This is a genomic window from Mesorhizobium sp. 01N446 (assembly GCF_056399285.1).
This window is the reverse complement of sequence record NZ_JBFTRA010000009.1, coordinates 182,204-201,517: the sequence shown is the minus strand read 5'-3', so window position 1 is coordinate 201,517 and position 19,314 is coordinate 182,204. Positions and strand designations below refer to the sequence as shown.

Below are 19,314 nucleotides of genomic sequence, written 5' to 3'. Positions count from 1 at the left end.
GCAGGGGTAGGAAGCGCCTTTCCTTCTCCCCTTGTGAGGCGTTGGTGTTCCCTGGAACACCCCTCATCCGACCTCGCTTCGCGAGGCCACCTTCTCCCACAAGGGGAGAAGGGAAAAAAGTTACGCGGCCTCGCCCTGGACGGAGCGGCTGAGGCGGCGGACTTCCTCGTCGTTGAGCAGGCCGCCGGCGCGCAGCAAGCTGGCGAAGCGGCCGTTGCGCAGCGACAGTTCGGCGAAGCCGCCCATTTCGACCACCCTGCCCTTGTCCATGAACACGACCAGATCGGCGTCGCGAACGGTGGTCAGGCGGTGGGCGATGATGAAGGTGGTGCGGTCGCGCCGCAGCTCGTCGATCGCTTCCTTGACGCGGTCCTCGGTCTCGACGTCGAGCGCGCTGGTAGCCTCGTCGAGCACCAGGATCGGCGCATCTTTCAGCACGGCGCGCGCAATCGCGATACGCTGGCGCTCACCGCCAGAGAGCTGGCCGCCACGTTCGCCGACCACGGTGTCGTAGCCGCTGCTCTTGGCCAGGATGAAGTCCTGCGCGGCCGCCGCGCTGGCCGCGGCGTGGATCTCGTCATTGCTCGCATCGGCACGGCCGACGCGGATGTTGTCCTCAATCGAGCGGTTGAGCAGTCCGGCATCCTGGAACACGGTGGCGATCGAATGGCGCAGCGACTTGCGGGTCACGGTGCGGGTATCGATGCCGTCGATCAGGATACGGCCGCTGGACGGCGAAAAAACGCGCTGCAGCAAATTGATGAGCGTGGTCTTGCCGGCGCCCGTCGGCCCGACAATAGCGACGGTCTGGCCGGCTTGGACCTCGAAGGACACGTCGCTGACGCCCTGCCCCGAATTGGCGAATTCGAAGCCGACATCCTCGAAGCGGACATGGCCGGTGACATTGGTGAGCTCGCGCAGGCCATCCGGCTCGGCGGTATCGGCGGCCGAGTCCTCGAGCTTGTAGAACTCCTCGAGCTTGGCGCGAGCCTCCGAAATCTGGTTGGCGAAAGCCGACATCTGGTCGAGCCGCGAGATCAGCAGCGCGGCGAAACCGGTGAAGGCAATGACATCACCGACGCGCAGCTGGCCATGGGTCACCAGATAGGCGCCGATCAGAAGCACCACCATCATCGAGATGGTCGACGACAGGCGATTGAGCGCATTGGCGATGGCCCACCAGTCGAGCACCGGGTTCTGCGCGTCGAGCAAGTTCTTGACGTAGCGGCGCAAGGTCTCGGCCTCATGGCCAAGGCGGTTGTAGCTCTGGAGAACGGCGACGTTGCTGACGGAGTCCGTCACATGGGCGAACACCTTGTGGTAGTGGCGCTCGACGGCTGCCTGACCCGCCTTGGTGCGCTTCATCACCAGGCGGCCGATGCCGACATAGAGCACGCCAAGCGCGAGCAGCACCATCGACATGCGCACATCCATGCTGAGCGCCGTCGGCACGAGCAGGACGAGCGCGACAGCCGTGGACAGATGCTGGCGCATGAATTCGAGCCAGAGGCTGAACAGCGTCTCAACGGCGCGCAGCAGCGTGTGCAGGGCGTTGGACGTGCCGCGCTGGTGATGCCAGGCGAGCGGCATGGTGATCACGCGCTCGAAGGACTGGCACAGCACTTCGCTGCGCCGGGCGTGAGCAAAGCGGTCGGCGCCGCGCGCCACCAGGACGAAAGCGATGACGTTGAAGGCGCCCAAACCGGCCCACACGGCAAGCGTGGAAAATACCGAGCCATGCTCGGAGATGGCATCGATCACCCGGCCGAACAAGATCGGCTCCAGGATGGCGACGGCGGCGAGCGCGACATTGGCGCCGCAAATCAGCGCGACGCGCTTCTTGTCGGCGGCCAGATAGCCCAGCGCTCTCCAATAGATCTGCAGAAGTGACACTTCAGCTACTCCGCCAATTCTCTACTGTGCTCGATGCCGTATTGTGCACTGCACCATTGCTTGACACGTAACGGTTGACGCGTCGCAAAACAATGCCCGTCTATCGCTTCCGTTCCCATTTAGCGAACAAAACATGACGACGATGCGAAATCTGACGTGATCACCTAACGGTTTGAGATAAAAGGTGAAATGCCAGCCTTGCGGCAAAATCATGGCAGTAGCAGAGCACTGCCACATTTTTAATCACGACCGTATTGCAAGGCTTAATCGGGAGGCATCTTGCCGGCGCAGCCGCGGATCGCGCGTAAGTAACAAGACGCGGCGTCGCGCGTCCCGAAGGACGCGCCAGCAACCAACCCAAGCTGTTGATTTTACGCCGGTATCTTGACCACGATCTCGGCCTGAGTGCCGGCTTTGGGTTCGAATGAAGCGGACTTTGTTTTCGAACCATCGACTTCTAGCGAGATCGTCTTGGTCTTTTTGTCGCGAATGACATGAACCTTGATCTCGGCGCCCAGCATCTTGAGCGTGGCGTGGTAGCCATCCCAGTGGCTGGGCAGTTTCGGCCGGAACGTGATCTGCTTGCCGCGCCGTTCGATGCCGAGGATGCCTTCGACCGCCGCACGGTAGAGCCAGCCCGCCGAGCCGGTGTACCAGGTCCAGCCGCCGCGCCCGCCCTTGTCGTCTCCGGCATAGATATCAGCGGCCACCACATAAGGTTCGACGCGGTATTGTTCGGCCGAGGCCTCGTCGGATGCGTGGTTGACCGGGTTCAGCATCGAGAAGCATCGATAGGCTTCGTCGGTCAGCCCCATCTCGGCCAGCGCGATGACGAACCACGTCGCAGCATGCGTGTACTGGCCGCCATTCTCGCGTACGCCGGGCGGATAGCTCTTGATGTAGCCGGGGTCCTTCTTCGTTTTCGAGAAGGGTGGCGTGAACAGCTTGACGATCTTGAGCTTGTCGTCGACGAGCAGGCTGGTCGCCTGCTGCATCGCCGTCGTCGACCGCGCCGGGTCGCCCTCGCCGGAAAGCACGCTCCAGGACTGGGCGATGGAGTCGATGCGGCACTCTTCGGAGGTGCGCGACCCCAAAGGTGTGCCGTCGTCGAAACTGCCGCGCCGGTACCACTCGCCGTCCCATGCCGTGCTCTCAAGCGCCCGCTTCAGCCCCTCGGCATGCTTTGCCCAGGCCTGCGCGCGCTTGCTGTCGCCTTCGCTCTTGGCGACGGCGGCGAAGTCGCCCAGCGTCTTCAGCAGGAACCAGCCCAGCCACACGCTCTCACCCTTGCCGTGCTCGCCGACGCGGTTCATGCCGTCGTTCCAGTCGCCGCCCAGGATCAACGGAAGGCCGGCAGGACTGCTGCGCTTGATGGCCAGGTCGAGCGCACGCGCGCAATGGTCGTAGAGCGACACGGTCTTCTTCGAGATTTCGGGAGTGAAGAAGGCGTCGTGCTCTCCCTCGCCCAGCGCCTGCCCGTCGATGAAGGGCAACTGCTCCTTGAGGATAGCGGCGTCGCCGGTGACGGTCAGATAGCGCGCCGTGGCGTGGGCCAGCCAGACCACGTCGTCGGAGATCATGGTGCGCACACCGGCTCCGGTGCGCGGCAGCCACCAATGCTGCACGTCGCCTTCCGGGAACTGCCGCCGCGCGGCATTGAGGATCTGGTCGCGCGCCAGCGTCGGATCATGCGCCAGCAGCGCCAGCGTGTCCTGCAGCTGGTCGCGGAAGCCGAAGGCGCCGCTTGCCTGATAGAAGGCCGAGCGGGCGCGGATGCGGCAGGCAAGGCTCTGATAGGGCAGCCAGTGATTGACCATGGCATCGAGCGCCTTGTCCGGCGTCTCGACCTGGATGGTGTCGAGGAAGCCGCGCCACTCGCGCTCATTGTCGGCCAGGCGCAGGTCGAAATCCTTGCCCCGATGCGTCTGCACCAGCGCGCTCGCCTGGGCGGGGGTATCGGCATCGCCAAGCAGCCAGAGCAGCGTGACGTCGCCGCCGGCCGGGATCTCGACATCGCGGGCGATCGCCGCGCAAGGATCGTCTCCAGCCTCGACACGACCCGACAGCGCCGCGCCGCTCAGCACCGCCTGCGGCAGTTCGCTGGACCCGTGCCGACCAAGGAATTCGGAGCGATCCGTCGTCACCGAATGAACAGCGGCATCGGCAGCGAGGAAAGCCACCCGCTCGCTGAAATCGAGCCCGTAGGGGTTTTGCGCCAGCAACGCGCCTGTCGCCGCGTCGCGCGACGGCACAATGGTAGCGGCCGTGCGCGACCGGTGTCCGCCAAGCACCCATTCGGCATAGGCGTAGACGCGCAGCCGCGCCGGCACCGAGCCGGAATTCTGGATGCGCAGCCGCGTGATCTTCACCGGATCGACAGGGTCGACCACATGGGTCAGGTCCATCGATAAGGGTCCACGCTTCGAGCGGAAGGTGGAGAAGCCCTGGCCGTGCCAGGCCTCGTAGGTCATCGAGGGATCACGCACCACCGCGGCGATCGGCGAGAACGCCCTGCCACTGGCCTGATCGTAGATGTAGACGCCCTCGCCCGGCCGGTTCGAGACCGGATCGTTCGACCACGGCGTCAACTGGTAGTCGCGGCTGTTGCGGCTCCAGGTGAAGGCTGCTCCCTCGGCGGAGGTGTGGAAGCCGAACGAGGCGTTCGAGACGACGTTGATCCAGGGCTGCGGCGTGGTGCGCCGGCCGGCCAAGCGCACCACATAATGCCGTCCGTCGCCGTCGAAACCGCCAAAGCCGTTCCATTGACTGAGACCCGTGCCATCGGCGCGGACATCCGCCACGGGCTGCGAGGCGAAGGCATGCGCCGTCGGCGCCGGGATTTCGCGCGGAGCCGGCAATCCAGACGTCGCCGGCAGGCCGTCGCGGGCCTGCAAGGCAGCCGCCTCGGCCCGTTCGATCTGATCGAAGATGGTACCGTTGCGCGTGTGCAGCACCACGCGGGCGACCGCGAGCAGCGTCTTGTAGGTGGTCTCTTCCATCAAATCGCGGCGCACCGCGAAAATGTGCTGGCGGGGGCCGAGTTCCTTACCGCGCAGACGGCTGTTTTCGCACAGCGTCTCGACCGCGCGCTGCAGGTCCTGGACGTAGGACGAGGCCTGCTCGTTGACGACGACGAAGTCGATCATCATGCCGCGGGTGCGCATGTATTCCTGGAAGCGCAGCGCCTGGGCGACGATCTCCAGATCGGCGACGTCGCCGATCCTGACCAGGAAGATCGGGAAATCGCCCGAAATGCTGGTCGGCCACAGGCTCGACTGCTTGCCAAGGCCGGATGCAATGGACTCAGCCGGCAGGCGCAGGAACGCGTCGGGGTAGATCAGATAGCGCGCCAGCTTCTGCACATTGGCGGCATCGGTCAGGCTGAGGCCCATATGGCGGGTCTGCACCTGGCTGCGCGTCCAGGCGAGCATGGCCTGGCGGGCAAAGCTCTCCTGATGGTCGAGGCGGTTTATCGCTTCGTCCAATTCGGTGCGGTTGGCTCCGACCACGGTCCAGAAGGTCAGCGATATCTTCTTGTTGGCCGGCACGCGCACCTGGCGGCGCAGCGAGGCAATGGGATCGAGCGTGAAGCCGGAATGGCCGCCAAGCCTGGCGCCCGGATCGAAGGCGGCGGCGTCGACGATCGAGCGGCCGCGGCCGATAAAGGCGCGCCTGTCGGTCTCGGCCTCGGCATCGCGCGCCGGTCCGGACGGGTCGGTGACGAAATGCGCCAGGGTGACATCGGGCTCGCTGGTCTCGCGCTTGCGCCGCGTGGCGAAGATCGCGCCGTTGTTGGCGGCGATTTCGGTTTCCACGAACATCTTAGAGAAGGCCGGATGCGCGTTGTCGGAAGCCTCCGAACCCAGCACCAGTTCGGCAAAGGACGTCACCTCGATGAAACGGTCGGACGTGCTTTCATTGTAGAGCGTAATGCGGCGGCCTTCGCCATTGCCTTCTGAAATGACGATGCATTCGACTTCGGAGCGCAGCGTGCCGACCAATTTGACGAAGCTCGCCTTGTCGTCGGAGAACAGGGTCTGCACCTTCTCCTCGGCCGCGCGCTTCGGCTCCGCCGTGGCCGACCACCAGTCGCCCGTGCTGACGTCACGCAGGAAGATGTAGGAGCCCAGACGGTCCTCGACCGGGTCCGGCTGCCAGCGGGTAATGGAAAGATCGCCCCAGCGGCTGTAGCCGGAGCCGGTTGCCGTCACCATCACCGAATAACGGCCGTTCGACATCACGTTGGTCGAACGCAGCGCCCGCAGTGGATCGAGCACGATGCGGGTGTCGGGGCTCTCGGTTTCGGTCTCGTCCTTGGCACGCTCGTCGGCTTCGGTCCTGACGGTCGCTGTCGGGATGTCGCGTGGCGCCCTTTCCTGCAGCAGGAGTTCGGCTGATTCAATGACGGGATCGCTGTGGAAACGGTCGCGCAGGCGACCCTCGAAGATCGCGTCGGCGACCGCCGCGATCGACATGCCCGAATGGTGCGCATAGTAATTCAGCACGACCGCATGGTTGGTGCCTTCAGGCACACGCTGCGGCGTGAAATCGACCGCATCGTAAAAGCCGTGCGGGCCAAGCGCACCGATGTCGCGCAGACGCGCCAGATTTTGCACGGCTTCGCGCGGGTTGAACTGCGCCGCCAGGATGGTGGCGTAGGGCGCAATCACCGTGTTCTGGCCCAGGCCACGCTTCAGCCCAAGCCCGGGCACGCCGAAATTGGTGTACTGGTAGGTCAGTTCACGGTCGCGGGCGTTGTAGGCCGCTTCCGAGATGCCCCATGGCACGTTCTTCTGGCGGCCGTACTGGATCTGGCGCTTGATGATCAGCTTGCTGGTCTGGTTGAGGATCGAGCCCTGTGCCTCCTTCATCACCAGCGGCGGCATCAGATACTCGAACATCGAGCCCGACCAGGACATCAGCGCGCCCTGGAAGCCGATCTCGACGATCGGGCGGCCGAGCCGGAACCAATGCTCGGTCGGCAGGTCGCCCTTGGCGATGGCGAACAGGCTGGTCAGCCGCGCCTCTGAGGCGAGAAGGTCGTAGCAGCTTTCGTCGAGCTGGTGCTCCTCGACGCGGTAGCCGATCGACAACAGCTTGCGTTCCGGCCGCAGCAGGAAGGCGAATTCCATCTCGAAGGCGAAACGGCGCGTGCGCTCGCGCAAGGTCAGCAGCTTGGCGCGCAGCGCTTCGACGGCGTTGTCGTCGCTGTGGGCATCGTGGACGTGCGCCTCGCAAGTGGCTTCCAGCCGCGCCGCCCAGTCGACGATGACTTCGCTCTGGGCCGAGGCCGCCTCGGTGTGGATGGCGGTGGCCAGCTTACGGATCTCGCCCGCCAGCACGGCGAGGTTGATGGTGCGGATCGAGGCCATTTCCGGCTGCGCCTTGATCGTCTCGACGGCACGCCGCATACCGTCCAGGCGATCGACAAGACGCTGGCGCAGAGGCCTGAGCTGACGACGGTCGTCGGGCAACTCATCGAGGCTTTCGCTCAGGATCGTAACCGTGTCGAGAATGCCTTCGAAGTCGCCCTGGAGGTGAACGGAAGGCGCCTCCGCCCATTCGGCGCAGGCCGCCGCCACCGCCACCAGGTGGCCGGCGAGATTGCCGCTGTCGACAGCCGAAATGTAGAGCGGGTAGAGCGGCTTCAGCGTCGTGGTGTCGTACCAGTTGAAGAGATGGCCGCGGTGGCGCGGCATGCTCTCAATGGTCGTCATGGTGGCGTCGATGCGGGTGATGGCATCCGACAGGCTGATCCAGCCGAAATCGCGCGCCGAGACCACCGACAGGAGATACACGCCGACATTGGTCGGCGACGTGCGCGGCGCCACGACCGGTGCCGGGCTTTCCTGGAAATTGTCCGGTGGCAGATTGTGATGCTCCGCCGTGACGAAGCTTTCGAAATAATGCCAGGTGCGCCGCGCCACGGTGCGCAGCGTGTGGATATCGGCCTGTGATATGCGCAGCCGGTCCTCGGTTTCCGCCGAGCGGCTGATCCAGCTGGCGATCGCCGGCGAGCCGATCCAGAACAGGGCGAAGAAGAAGGCGACGAAGGCGCCGGTGGAATCGGCCAGCACCGGAATGGCCAGGCCGACAAAACCGATGATCACGGCGCCGTACATCATGCCGTAGTAGGAGCCGACATCGTTGTCGCCGGCCTTGTGCGCCTGGGAAGCGGTGCGCCATTCCAGAAGATTCTGGCGGCTGACGAACAACCGGTAGAGCGTGCGCACAATGGCGTCGCCCATCATCCAGGCGTTGTGCGCCATCAGCACGATCTTCAGCGCCACCATGGCGGTGCCGAAGGCGACGTCGCGCGCCAGCGCGGAGAAATGGCCGCGCGGCGTCTGGTCGCCGCTCTTGGGCAGGATGGCGTTGACGACGTCGAAGGTCGGCGCCATGAACAGGCTGAGGATCAGCAAGGCCTGCCATTGCGCGGCCTGCGTGAAGGGCAGCAAGGTCCAGCCGGCGATCGCCGCCATCACCCAGAAGATCGGCGTCAGCGAGCGGCGCAAATTGTCCACCATCTTCCAGCGCGACAGGGCCGGAACGCCGGAGCGCGGATCGAGGATAAAGCCCAGAAGCTGCCAGTCGCCACGTGCCCAGCGGTGGTGGCGCGAGGCGTCGACCGAGTAGCGGGTCGGATAGTCCTCGACCAGTTCGACGTCGGTCACAAGTGCTGCGCGCGCCAGCGCGCCTTCGAGCAGATCGTGGCTGAGGACGGTGTTTTCCTCGATGCGACCCTGCAGAGCGGCTTCGAAAGCATCGACGTGATAGAGGCCCTTGCCGGTGAAGGACCCGTCGCTGAAGACGTCCTGATAGAGGTCCGAGACGGCAAAGACGTAGGGGTCGAGGCCGCGGTTGGCAGAGAACACACGCTGGAAGAACGAGGCCTCGTCGCCAGATGTCAGCGAAGCGGTGATGCGGGGCTGCAGGATCGTGTAGCCGGCGGTGACGACGCGTTTGGCGGCGTCGAAATGCGGGCGGTTGAGCGGATGGCAGAGCTTGCCTACCAGGCTCGCCACCGCATCGCGGGTGGTGCGCGTGTCGGCGTCGAGCGTCATCACGTGGACGACTTTTTCCGGCAGCGGCACGTCGAGCGGCAGGAAAGTGGTGTCGCTGTCGCCGCGCAGCAAAAGGTCTAGCTCATGCAGCTTGCCGCGTTTGCGCTCCCAGCCCATCCAGGCCCCTTGAGCCGCGTTGAAGAGGCGGCGGCGGTGCAGGATGTAGAAGCGCGGCGCGCCTTCGGAGGGATAACGGGCGTTGAGGCGCGCAATCTCGGCACGGGCATATTCAAGGATCTCGGTGTCGGCAGCGTCGATCTCGATCTTGCTGTCGGGCCAGTCCGACAGCAGCGCGAAATGGATCTCATCCACCAGATTGGCGAGGTAATGGACTTCGAGGTTGCGGATGTTTTCCTCGACATCGTCGCGCGAGCCGATCAGCGAAGGCACAACCACCAGCGTGCGCGCCTCGGGCGGCACGCCGTGCCTGTAATCGTAACCGATCAGGCGCGTCGGCTTGAGGAACAGCGACACAACGGTGTTGAAAAAGGCCAGCGCGCCTTCGCTCGCCGGCACGGCAAACAGCGCCAGCATCAGCACGATCGAGGTCACCGACAGGCCGAGATTGGCCAACGCATTGCCGGTGAGGACAAGAAGCAGCGCCGTCAGCGCGAAGACCGGCAGGACGATGCCAAGCCATCCGGTCTTGGTGAAAGCCCGTTTGACCGTCTGGCTGATGGTGGGCCGATAGTCGATCGCTCTTTCCAGCTCGAGACGGCGCGGGCCGACGAGGAAGAAGCCGACATCGGTATGCACGGACGGCGCTGGAGCGGAACCGTCGCCACCGCCGGCCGATGCTTGTTCGTCGGCAGCCTGTTCACCAACCGCTTGGTCGGCCAGTTCGATCGCCTTTTCGGCGACACGGTATTCCGACAGGTTCGAGCGGCGCGCCAGTTCCTCGATCGCGGTGCGGTATTGATCGCGCGAGAAGAAGTCGAGCGCGGCGAAATCGGTGCGCTCGCGCAGCACCGTGTCGATGCGGCTGACACCTTCGAACCACACTGTCCAGTCGACGTCGTTGATGAGGCGCAGGCCGCGGATGATGTTGCCGGTCGTCACATTGCCGCTGGACAGCGTGTGATGCTCGGAGATGATGATCTCCTCGGCATCGGAGCCGGTCTTTTCGAGTTCGCCTTCCAGCCATTCCAGGGCCTTGCCGGCATTCTGCGATCCATCGCGCAAGCGGTAGAGAAGCTGCGTGGCAAAGGTGGTGTCCTGCGCATGGGCGCTGAAATTGGCCAGGATTGCCTGGCGGTCGGCGCTATCGTCGGTCGCCAGAACCTTGTCAGCCACATCGTTTGAGATCTGGCGCATCTGGCGGGTGCGATTGACCCTGACAGCCAACCGGCGAAGATTTTCGATCAGCACGAAGCGCAGAAGCGATGGCAGCGCCCAGAGTTCACCGATCTTAAGCGGCTCTACCGACTGAAAACCCTGGACGATGGACTTGAACATGGTCGCCGAGACGGAACTGTCCGAATGCGCGACATAGGTCCAGGCCAGCGCCAGCGCACGCGGCACGGTGCCGCCATCGGGCAGTTTCAACGTCGGCAGCTGGCGATAGAAGCGGCGCGGCAGGTCGCGCTTCACCTGGAAAATGGTCTCCTCGACCAGATAGTTGTTGTCGAGCAGCCATTGCGCGGCCGGGGTGATGGTTTCACCCTTGGCCTGCGCCGCATTGGTCGAACGGTAGACTTCGAGGATCTTCTTGGCGCTGTCGCGGATGCGGGCCTGGAAGTCGAACGGGATCAGGCCGAACAGGTCGGCGAGATCGCCCTTGGCCAGGCTTTCGCCGAGCAGCTTCAGGCGCTCCTCGGGCAGGAATGTCGACCTTATCGGCTCTTCCGTGATGGCCGGGAAGCTCGCGCTTGTCTTCTCGATCTGGGCAGGATTCGTCTGAATATTCATTGAAAATTCCGTAAGCGGGCACTCAGCGGCGTCACCGCCACGGCAATGGCCCTAAAACCGGTTCAAATGCAATTGGTTGCATCAACCCCTATGCCGAAAGTTTGTTTCCGCACCACGACAGGGCGTCATCTTTCGACCAAACTCAAAGACGAGCGCCCCTCGCTCCCGTCGGGTTCGATCGACGGAGAGGATTCGGGCTTTTTCGTGATGCCGGCAGGAGCTTACGCTATATTTCGCCGGCGTTGCGATCATGTTTGGAAACAGGCGGTAACCGTTGACGCGAAAGCGTCAGGCAGCGGTGGTTATCCGGATGATGAACAGGGTTGTATCCCGAGCCGGCTCAACCTTCAGGACAGGAGTCTCCGGCCCGATCAGCATCGTGTCGAGCGGTCCGAGGCGAATTGACCCAGCCTCGCGGAAAATAGCCTCGCCCTTGTGACAAAGGATCAGGGTCGAGCCGATCCCTGTCGCAACGTCCACAGGCTGTGAAATCGCCACGCGCTCGACCGAGTGCAGCGTGCGGCCGCGGCGCGTCATGACGTTGAGGTCAGTGATCGGACCGCCGATTAGGGCCGCACTGGTCGGCAGGTCGGCAGGAAAAGCAAAAGGCGCGGAGACCGGTGTCAGTCTCACCGCCGGACGGCCGGCGACATCGAGCACGATCCCCTCGCCTTCCAGCACCGACAGCGTGCGGTCGATACCGGCAAAGCTGGAAAACGGCCCGCTGCCCTCGACGCGCGCCATCGAGACGCGCCAGTCGAAACCGTCGAGGCTGGCGCCTTCAGGCGAGACGGCGATCTCGGTGGTCGTGCCGCCGCCGTTCTTCCACGGCATGACGCGGTAGTCGGCGGTACGAAGAATGCGCATGGCCTAGCCCTCCGCTATGGCTACGGGCGTTCGAAACTCGAAAAGCCGATTCTGCGGCTTTTCGCCTGCCTGCGGCCGGACGCTTCTCACCCCAAAATGCCGGGCAGATTGAGCTGGTGCTGCTTGGCGCAGTCCATGGCGATGTCGTAGCCGGCATCGGCATGGCGCATGACGCCGGTCGCCGGATCATTCCACAACACGCGCTCCAGGCGCCTGGCGGCGTCGGGCGTACCGTCGGCGACGATGACCATGCCGGCATGCTGGGAAAAGCCCATGCCGACGCCGCCGCCATGGTGCAGCGACACCCAGGTGGCGCCCGACGCCGTGTTGAGCAGCGCATTGAGCAACGGCCAGTCGGACACGGCGTCCGAGCCATCCTTCATCGCTTCCGTCTCGCGATTCGGCGAGGCGACCGAGCCGGAATCGAGGTGATCGCGGCCGATGACGACCGGCGCCTTGAGTTCGCCCTTGGCCACCATCTCGTTGAAGGCAACACCGAGCCTGTGGCGGTCGCCAAGGCCGACCCAGCAGATGCGCGCCGGCAGACCCTGGAAAGCAATGCGCTCGCGCGCCATGTCCAGCCAATTGTGCAGATGGGTGTTGCCAGGCGTCAGTTCGCGCACCTTGGCGTCGGTCTTGTAGATATCCTCGGGATCGCCCGAGAGCGCGGCCCAACGGAACGGGCCGATGCCGCGGCAGAACAGCGGACGGATATAGGCCGGCACGAAACCGGGGAAGGCAAAGGCGTTCTCGAACCCTTCGTCCTTGGCGATCTGGCGGATGTTGTTGCCATAGTCGAGCGTCGGCACACCGGCGTTCCAGAACGCCACCATCGCCTCGACATGTTCGCGCATCGAAGCCCGCGCCGCCTTCTCGACCGCCTTCGGATCGCTGACGCGCTTCTCGCGCCACTCGGCCATGGTCCAGCCCTTCGGCAGATAGCCGTTGATCGGGTCGTGGGCCGAAGTCTGGTCGGTGACCATGTCGGGGCGAATGCCGCGCCTGAACATTTCCGGCACGATCTCGGCGGCGTTGCCGAGCAGGCCGACGGACTTCGCCTCGCCCGCCTTGGTCCAGCGCTCGATCATCTCCATCGCCTCGTCGAGCGTCTCGGCCTTCTCGTCGACATAGCGGGTGCGCAGACGGAAATCGATGGAGTCCGGATTGCATTCGATGGCCAGGCAGCAGGCGCCGGCCATGACGGCGGCCAGTGGTTGCGCGCCGCCCATGCCGCCGAGGCCGCCGGTCAGGATCCACTTGCCCTTGAGGTTGCCGCCATAGTGCTGGCGGCCGGCCTCGACGAAGGTCTCGTAGGTGCCCTGCACGATGCCTTGCGTGCCGATATAGATCCACGAGCCGGCCGTCATCTGGCCGTACATCATCAGGCCCTTTTTATCGAGCTCGTTGAATTTGTCCCAGGTCGCCCAATGCGGCACGAGATTGGAGTTGGCGATCAGCACGCGCGGCGCATCGGCGTGGGTGCGGAACACGCCGACCGGCTTGCCCGACTGCACCAGCAGCGTCTCGTCCTCGCCAAGCGTCTTCAGCGAGGCGACGATGCTGTCGAAATCGTTCCAGGTGCGCGCCGCCCGGCCGATGCCGCCATAGACGACCAGTTCGTTGGGGTTCTCGGCGACTTCGGGATCGAGATTGTTCATCAGCATGCGCAGCGGCGCTTCGGTCGTCCAATAGCGGGCGTTGAGCTTGTCGCCGCGGGGTGCGCGGACTTCGCGGATGTTGTGGCGAGGGTTGTTCATCATTGTCCCTTTCGGATGGCGGCGCGTCAGCGCCCGGCCCAGTCAATGGCGGTTTGAAGGATTTTGGTCAGTGTGGCGCGCATCGGCGCGGCAAACTCGGCATCGTAAGGCACCGGCCAATTGTCTGGCTCGCCCTTGCCCTCGGGCTCGCGCAGATAGCCGCGATCGGCGAGTTCCATCTGCAACGCATGGTAGCCGCCTTGCGGATTGCCGAAGTAGCGCGTGATCCAGCCGCCCTTGAAACGGCCGTTGATGACATAGCTTTCACCGCTTTCGGCCATGATCTGGCCGACCAGGTTCTGCAGCGTCGGGTCGGCGGTCTGGCCGTCATTGGTGCCGAGGTTGAACACCGGCAGCGTACCGTCGAACAGACGCGGCAGCACCGAACGGATCGAGTGGCAATCGTAGATGACGATTTTTTCGTGCAGGCCTCGCAGCCTGATGGCCTGGGCAGCCAGCATTTCATGGTAGGGCACGAAATAGTCTATGCGGCGCTGGTCGATCTCCGACGGCATCGGCTCTTCACCCGGGTTATAGAGCGGATCGCCGTCGAATGTCTCCGTCGGGCAAAGGGTCGTCGTCGTCTGCCCCGGATAGAGCGAGGCGCCGGAGGGATCGCGGTTGACGTCGATGACGGTGCGCGAGATCGACGTATGCACAACCGTCGCGCCAAGACCGGCGGCAAAATCGTAAAGATTGTCGATCCACCAGTCGCAATCGCGGCGGCCGAGCCACGGCGAGACCAGCCGGTTGTCGATTCCGGCGAGATCGGTGCCGGTATGCGGGATCGACACCAAAAGGGGTGCCGTGCCTTCCGTTACTGTCAGCCAGTCGGTCATGTCAGGCTCCCGAGATCGAAGGCAGCATCACCGCGCCGGCAGCCTTGACCGTAGCACCGCTGCGGACCATGGCGATGGCCTTTTCCATGTCGGGGTGGAAATGCCGGTCATTGTCGAGATGCGGCACTTCGGCCCGGACCAGTTTGCGTACCGCTTCCAGCGCATTGCTCGACGCCAGCGGCTGGTGGAAATCGCAGCCCTGTGCGGCGGCCAGCAATTCGATGCCGATCACTGCGGTCGCGTTCTCGACCATGCCGATCAGCCGGCGCGCGCCGTGCGCGGCCATCGAGACGTGGTCTTCCTGGTTGGCCGAGGTAGGGATGGAATCGACGCTGGCCGGATAGGCCTTCTGCTTGTTTTCCGAAACGAGTGCCGCCGCCGTCACCTGAGGGATCATGAAGCCGGAGTTGAGGCCGGGCTTGGGCGTCAGGAAGGCCGGCATGCCGGAGAGCGCCGGATCGACCAGCATGGCGATGCGGCGTTCCGACAGCGAGCCGATCTCGCAGACGGCCAGCGCGATCATGTCGGCGGCGAAGGCCACCGGCTCGGCGTGGAAATTGCCGCCGGAGAGCGCGGTATCATCCTCGGCGAAGATCAGCGGATTGTCGGTGACGCCATTGGCCTCGGTGCCCAGCGTGTCGGCCGCTTGGCGCAGCACGGTGAGTGCCGCACCCATGACCTGTGGCTGGCAACGCAGGCAATAGGGATCCTGTACGCGCTCGTCGCCGACACGGTGCGATTCCCTGATGGCGCTGCCGGCCATCAGATTGCGCAGCGCCTCCGCCGTCTCGATCTGGCCACGGTGCCCTCTCAGGAGATGAATGCGCGGGTCGAAAGGCGCGTCGGACCCCTTGGCGGCATCGGTAGACAGTGCGCCGGCGACCAGCGCCGACTGGTAGAGCACTTCGGCCTCGAACAGGGCGGCGAGCGCATAGGCGGTGGAAAACTGCGTGCCGTTGAGCAGCGCCAGACCTTCCTTGGCGCCCAGCGTCACAGGCTCCAGGCCGTGCGAGACGAACGCGACCTTGGCGGGGAAGCGGCCATGCGGGGTAAAGCATTCGCCGACGCCGATCATCACCGCCGTCATATGCGAGAGCGGCGCAAGATCGCCGGACGCGCCGACTGAGCCTTGCGCCGGCACCACCGGGATGACGTCATTGGCAAGCATAGCTTCCAGCAACTCGATGGTTTCGGAGCGCACACCAGAGGCGCCCTGCGCCAGGCTGGCAAGTTTCAGCGCCATCATCAGGCGGGCAATTGCGACCGGCATCGGCTCGCCGACGCCGGCGGCGTGCGACAGCACGATGTTGCGCTGCAAGGTCTCGAGATCGCTCGCCGGGATGCGCACGCTGGCCAGTTTGCCGAAGCCGGTGTTGATGCCGTAGACCGGCTCGCCCTTGGCGACGATCCTGGCGACGGCCTCGGCGCTCGCCTTGATTTTTGGACGGCAGGCGTCATCCAGCTTCGGCACGGCGCCACGGTAGATGGCGCGCCAGTCGGCCAGCGTCGCATTGCCGGGCTTCAGGGTCAGTTCGGTCATTGTCCTCTCCAGATGCGGGCATGGAGCGGGTTGAAGCCCATGCGGTAAACGAGTTCGGCGGGACGCTCGATGTCCCAGATCGCCAGGTCGGCGGATTTGCCGGCTTCCAGCGTGCCGGCCTTGCCGAAAAGGCCAAGCGCACGCGCGGCCTCGCGGGTGACGCCGGCAAGGCATTCATCGACGGTCAAGCCAAAGAGCGTCGCGGCCATATTCATGGTGAGCAACAGCGAGGTGAGCGGCGAGGTACCGGGATTGCTGTCCGTCGCCACCGCCATTTTCACGCCATGGCGGCGGAACAGGTCGACAGGCGGCTTTTTTGTTTCGCGGATGAAGTAGTAGGCGCCGGGCAGGATGGTCGCCACAGTGCCGGCCTTCGCCATCGCGGCGGCGCCCGCGTCATCGGTATATTCGAGATGGTCGGCGGACAACGCACCATAGCTGGCGGCAAGCGCGGCGCCATGCAGGTTCGACAGTTGGTCGGCGTGAAGCTTGACCGGCAAACCCAAGGCCCTGGCGACATCGAAAACGCGTACCATCTGCTCCGGTGAGAACGCTATGCCTTCGCAAAAACCGTCGACCGCATCGGCCAGTCCCTCGGCGGCAACCGCTGGTACAATCTGCTTGGCAACCATATCGATAAAAGCGTCCCTGTCGCCCTTGGCTTCGGGCGGCAGTGCGTGGGCGGCGAGGCACGTCGTGCGGACGGTGACGGGGCGTTCATTGGCCAGCCGCCGGGCGGCACGCAGCGACTTCTTCTCATTGTCGAGATCGAGGCCATAGCCCGATTTGACCTCTACGGTCGTGACACCCTCGGCCATCAGCGCATCGAGGCGCGGCAGCGTCTGGGCAACGAGTTCGTCCTCGCTTGCCGCGCGCAGCGATTTGACCGAGGACACGATGCCGCCGCCTGCCCTGGCGACTTCTTCATAGGTGGCGCCTGCCAGCCGCATCTCGAATTCGTTGGCGCGGTTGCCGGCATAGACAAGATGCGTGTGGCAGTCGATCAGGCCCGGCGTGATCCAGCGACCCTCGCAATCTACGGTCTCGGCGCCCTGCCCGAGGGCCGCCGGCATGTCCGCTTCGGCGCCGGCATAGGCAATAAGCCCATCGCGCGCGGCGATCGCGCCTTTCTCGACAATGCCGAGGCCAGCCGTGCCGTCGGCCATGGTTGCCAGGCGCGCATTGCGCCAGACACGAAGGCCGCTCTTCCCGTTTGCTCCACCCATCATCTTTTCCATTTGAAAGGATGGCGATTATGTATATACATATTGAAACGCGACGCAAGTGGTCTCGTCGCCCAGGCATGCAGATTTGGAGATGGACGTGACGGCGATCTTTGCGGAACAGGCGCTGCTGCCCGAGGGCTGGCAAGGCAATGTCAGGATCGCGCTCGATGGCGGCCGCATCGCCTCTGTCGAATCCGGCGCCACGCCGCAGGCCGGCGACGAGCGCCACGCCATTCTCCTGCCCGGCATGCCCAATCTGCACAGCCACGCGTTCCAGCGCGGCATGGCGGGGCTTGCCGAACTTCGCGGCCCGTCAGCCGATAGTTTCTGGAGCTGGCGCGAGGTGATGTACCGCTTCGCGCTATCGATGACGCCCGACCAGGTCGAAGCGGTTGCCGCACAGCTCTATGTCGAGATGCTGGAGGCTGGTTTTACCCGCGTCGGCGAATTCCACTATCTGCACCACGACCGCGATGGAAAACCTTACGCCAACCTTGCCGAGATGGCCGAGCGCATCGCGGCGGCCACCGGCGAAACCGGCATCGGCCTGACGCTGCTGCCGGTGTTTTACGCACACTCCTCCTTCGGTGGGGCGGCTCCGAACGAAGGCCAAAGGCGATTCATCAACGATGTGAATCGGTTCTCCCGGCTTGTTGAGAAGTCTAGAGAATCGGTTCGCGCGTTGAATCAAGCTGTCGTCGGTGTCGCGCCGCACAGCCTGCGCGCCGCGACGCCGGAGGAATTGACCCAGGTTGCCGCTTTGGCGCCGAATGGGCCGATCCACATCCACGTCGCCGAACAGGTTAAGGAGGTCGAGGACTGTCTCGCCTGGTCCGGCGCGCGTCCCGTCGAATTTCTGCTGGCCAACGCCGAGGTCAACCAGCGCTGGTGCCTGATCCACGCCACGCACATGACCGATGCCGAAACCATCGGCATGGCCAGGAGCGGCGCCATCGCCGGCCTTTGCCCGATCACCGAGGCCAATCTCGGCGACGGGACGTTTGCCGCGCCGCTATTCACCGAGCATGGCGGCCGCTTTGGTATCGGCTCCGATTCCAACGTGCTGATCGGCCTGCCCGACGAATTGCGCCAGCTCGAATATTCGCAACGCCTGGCGCATCGCGCCCGCAATGTGCTGGCGGTGGCCGGCGGCTCGACGGGACGTGCGCTGTTTGATGCGGCGCTTGACGGCGGCAGCGTGGCGCTTGGCGCCGGCGCTTCGCAGATCGCCGCCGGTGCTGCCGCTGATCTTGTCTCGCTCGACGCCCAAAACCCGTCGCTGACCGGCAAGACCGGCGACGCGATCCTCGACGCCTGGATCTTCGCCAATGGCAGCAAGGTCGACTGCGTCTGGGTGCATGGGCAGAAGCAAGTCAGCGGCGGCCGGCACGCCAGGCGCGAAGCCATCGGTGAACGGTTTCGCGCCGTGTTGAAGGCGCTTTCCGCATGAGCACGGTCGAGACGGCGGATGCGGACAGTGGCGGCTCGCTGCACCAGCGCATCCTGTCCGACATCAGCGAAAAAATCATGTCCGGCGCCTGGGCACCTGGACATCGCATTCCGTTCGAGCACGAACTGACGACCGAGTATAATTGCTCGCGCATGACGGTGAACAAGGCGCTGTCGCAACTGGCGAAGGCCGGGCTGATCGAACGCCGCCGCCGCTCAGGCAGCTTTGTCCGCCGGCCGCAGTCGCAGGCAGCGGTGCTGGAACTTCATGACATCCGGATCGAGGTCGAAGCGCTTGGCCTGCCCTATCGCTACGAGCGGCTGGAGCGCCTCAAGCGGCGCAGCAATGCAGAGGATAGAGCGCTGCTCGGGCTGTCCGCCGCCGGATCGGTGCTATGGATCGAAGGCCTGCATTTTGCCGGCGAACGGCCCTTCGCACTCGAGCAGCGCCTTATCAATCTTTCCGCGGTTCCGGAAGCCGGGGACGAAGAGTTCAGGGAGATCGCCGCAGGCCCCTGGTTGATCGGCCGCGTACCCTGGAGCGAAGCCGAACATCGCATCCGTGCCATGGCCGCCGATGCGGCTATCGCCGACGCGCTCGACATCGATCCCGGCGCGCCGTGCCTGGTGGTCGAGCGCCGGACCTGGAGCGCGGAGCACCCGGTGACGCATGTGCGGTTTATCTATCCCGCGGAAAGCCACACGCTGGTGGCGAGGTTCACGCCGTCGCAGGGGTGACTGCCCCTCACCCAGCCTCCGCTTCGCTCGGCT

Annotated in this window: 9 protein-coding genes; 2 read left to right on the top strand and 7 right to left on the bottom strand. The window is 64.6% G+C overall.

What is annotated here, in order from left to right:
* Positions 1-120: 120 nt before the first annotated feature.
* The 7 genes from AC1DPX_RS28545 to hutI all read right to left on the bottom strand — a co-directional run bounded on the left by AC1DPX_RS28545 (position 121) and on the right by hutI (position 17,094).
* Complete coding sequence (locus AC1DPX_RS28545) at positions 121-1,893, bottom strand: glucan ABC transporter ATP-binding protein/ permease (protein ID WP_202354828.1); 1,773 nt, start codon at positions 1,891-1,893, stop codon at positions 121-123.
* 371 nt (positions 1,894-2,264) lie between these two features.
* Positions 2,265-10,865, bottom strand: coding sequence for a glycoside hydrolase family 94 protein (locus AC1DPX_RS28540; protein ID WP_477240810.1), 8,601 nt, complete (start codon positions 10,863-10,865; stop codon positions 2,265-2,267).
* A 288-nt stretch (positions 10,866-11,153) separates the two neighbouring features.
* Positions 11,154-11,732 (bottom strand): HutD/Ves family protein, encoded by a 579-nt coding sequence (locus AC1DPX_RS28535; RefSeq protein ID WP_477240808.1) that lies wholly within the window; start codon positions 11,730-11,732, stop codon positions 11,154-11,156.
* 86 nt (positions 11,733-11,818) lie between these two features.
* Positions 11,819-13,492 carry a urocanate hydratase gene (gene hutU, locus AC1DPX_RS28530; protein ID WP_477240806.1) on the bottom strand — a complete coding sequence of 558 codons (1,674 nt, stop codon included), beginning with the start codon at positions 13,490-13,492 and terminating at the stop codon, positions 11,819-11,821.
* Positions 13,493-13,515: 23 nt separating this feature from the next.
* Positions 13,516-14,328, bottom strand: coding sequence for an N-formylglutamate deformylase (gene hutG / locus AC1DPX_RS28525; RefSeq protein WP_477240804.1), 813 nt, complete (start codon positions 14,326-14,328; stop codon positions 13,516-13,518).
* Position 14,329: 1 nt separating this feature from the next.
* Entirely contained in the window at positions 14,330-15,868 is a 1,539-nt protein-coding gene (gene hutH / locus AC1DPX_RS28520) for a histidine ammonia-lyase (protein WP_477240802.1), read from the bottom strand.
* Entirely contained in the window at positions 15,865-17,094 is a 1,230-nt protein-coding gene (gene hutI, locus AC1DPX_RS28515; RefSeq protein ID WP_202354833.1) for an imidazolonepropionase, read from the bottom strand. The genes hutH and hutI overlap by 4 nt, the downstream gene beginning before the upstream one ends.
* 97 nt (positions 17,095-17,191) lie before the next feature.
* Here hutI and AC1DPX_RS28510 point away from each other — a divergent pair, with 97 nt between their 5' ends.
* Both AC1DPX_RS28510 and hutC read left to right on the top strand, forming a co-directional pair.
* Positions 17,192-18,544 carry a formimidoylglutamate deiminase gene (locus tag AC1DPX_RS28510; RefSeq protein WP_477240800.1) on the top strand — a complete coding sequence of 451 codons (1,353 nt, stop codon included), beginning with the start codon at positions 17,192-17,194 and terminating at the stop codon, positions 18,542-18,544.
* On the top strand, positions 18,541-19,281 hold the full coding sequence (gene hutC / locus AC1DPX_RS28505) for a histidine utilization repressor (RefSeq protein ID WP_477240798.1): 741 nt from the start codon (positions 18,541-18,543) through the stop codon (positions 19,279-19,281). Before AC1DPX_RS28510 ends, hutC begins: the two co-directional genes overlap by 4 nt.
* Positions 19,282-19,314 lie beyond the last annotated feature (33 nt).

Excerpts from the sequence above, each read along its gene's own strand:
- hutG (WP_477240804.1), bottom strand. The coding sequence starts at position 14,328 with ATGACCGACTGGCTGACAGTAACGGAAGGCACGGCACCCCTTTTGGTG.
- AC1DPX_RS28535 (WP_477240808.1), bottom strand. The coding sequence starts at position 11,732 with ATGCGCATTCTTCGTACCGCCGACTACCGCGTCATGCCGTGGAAGAAC.
- AC1DPX_RS28540 (WP_477240810.1), bottom strand. The coding sequence starts at position 10,865 with ATGAATATTCAGACGAATCCTGCCCAGATCGAGAAGACAAGCGCGAGC.
- hutH (WP_477240802.1), bottom strand. The coding sequence starts at position 15,868 with ATGACCGAACTGACCCTGAAGCCCGGCAATGCGACGCTGGCCGACTGG.
- hutU (WP_477240806.1), bottom strand. The coding sequence starts at position 13,492 with ATGATGAACAACCCTCGCCACAACATCCGCGAAGTCCGCGCACCCCGC.
- hutC (WP_477240798.1), top strand. The coding sequence starts at position 18,541 with ATGAGCACGGTCGAGACGGCGGATGCGGACAGTGGCGGCTCGCTGCAC.
- hutI (WP_202354833.1), bottom strand. The coding sequence starts at position 17,094 with ATGGGTGGAGCAAACGGGAAGAGCGGCCTTCGTGTCTGGCGCAATGCG.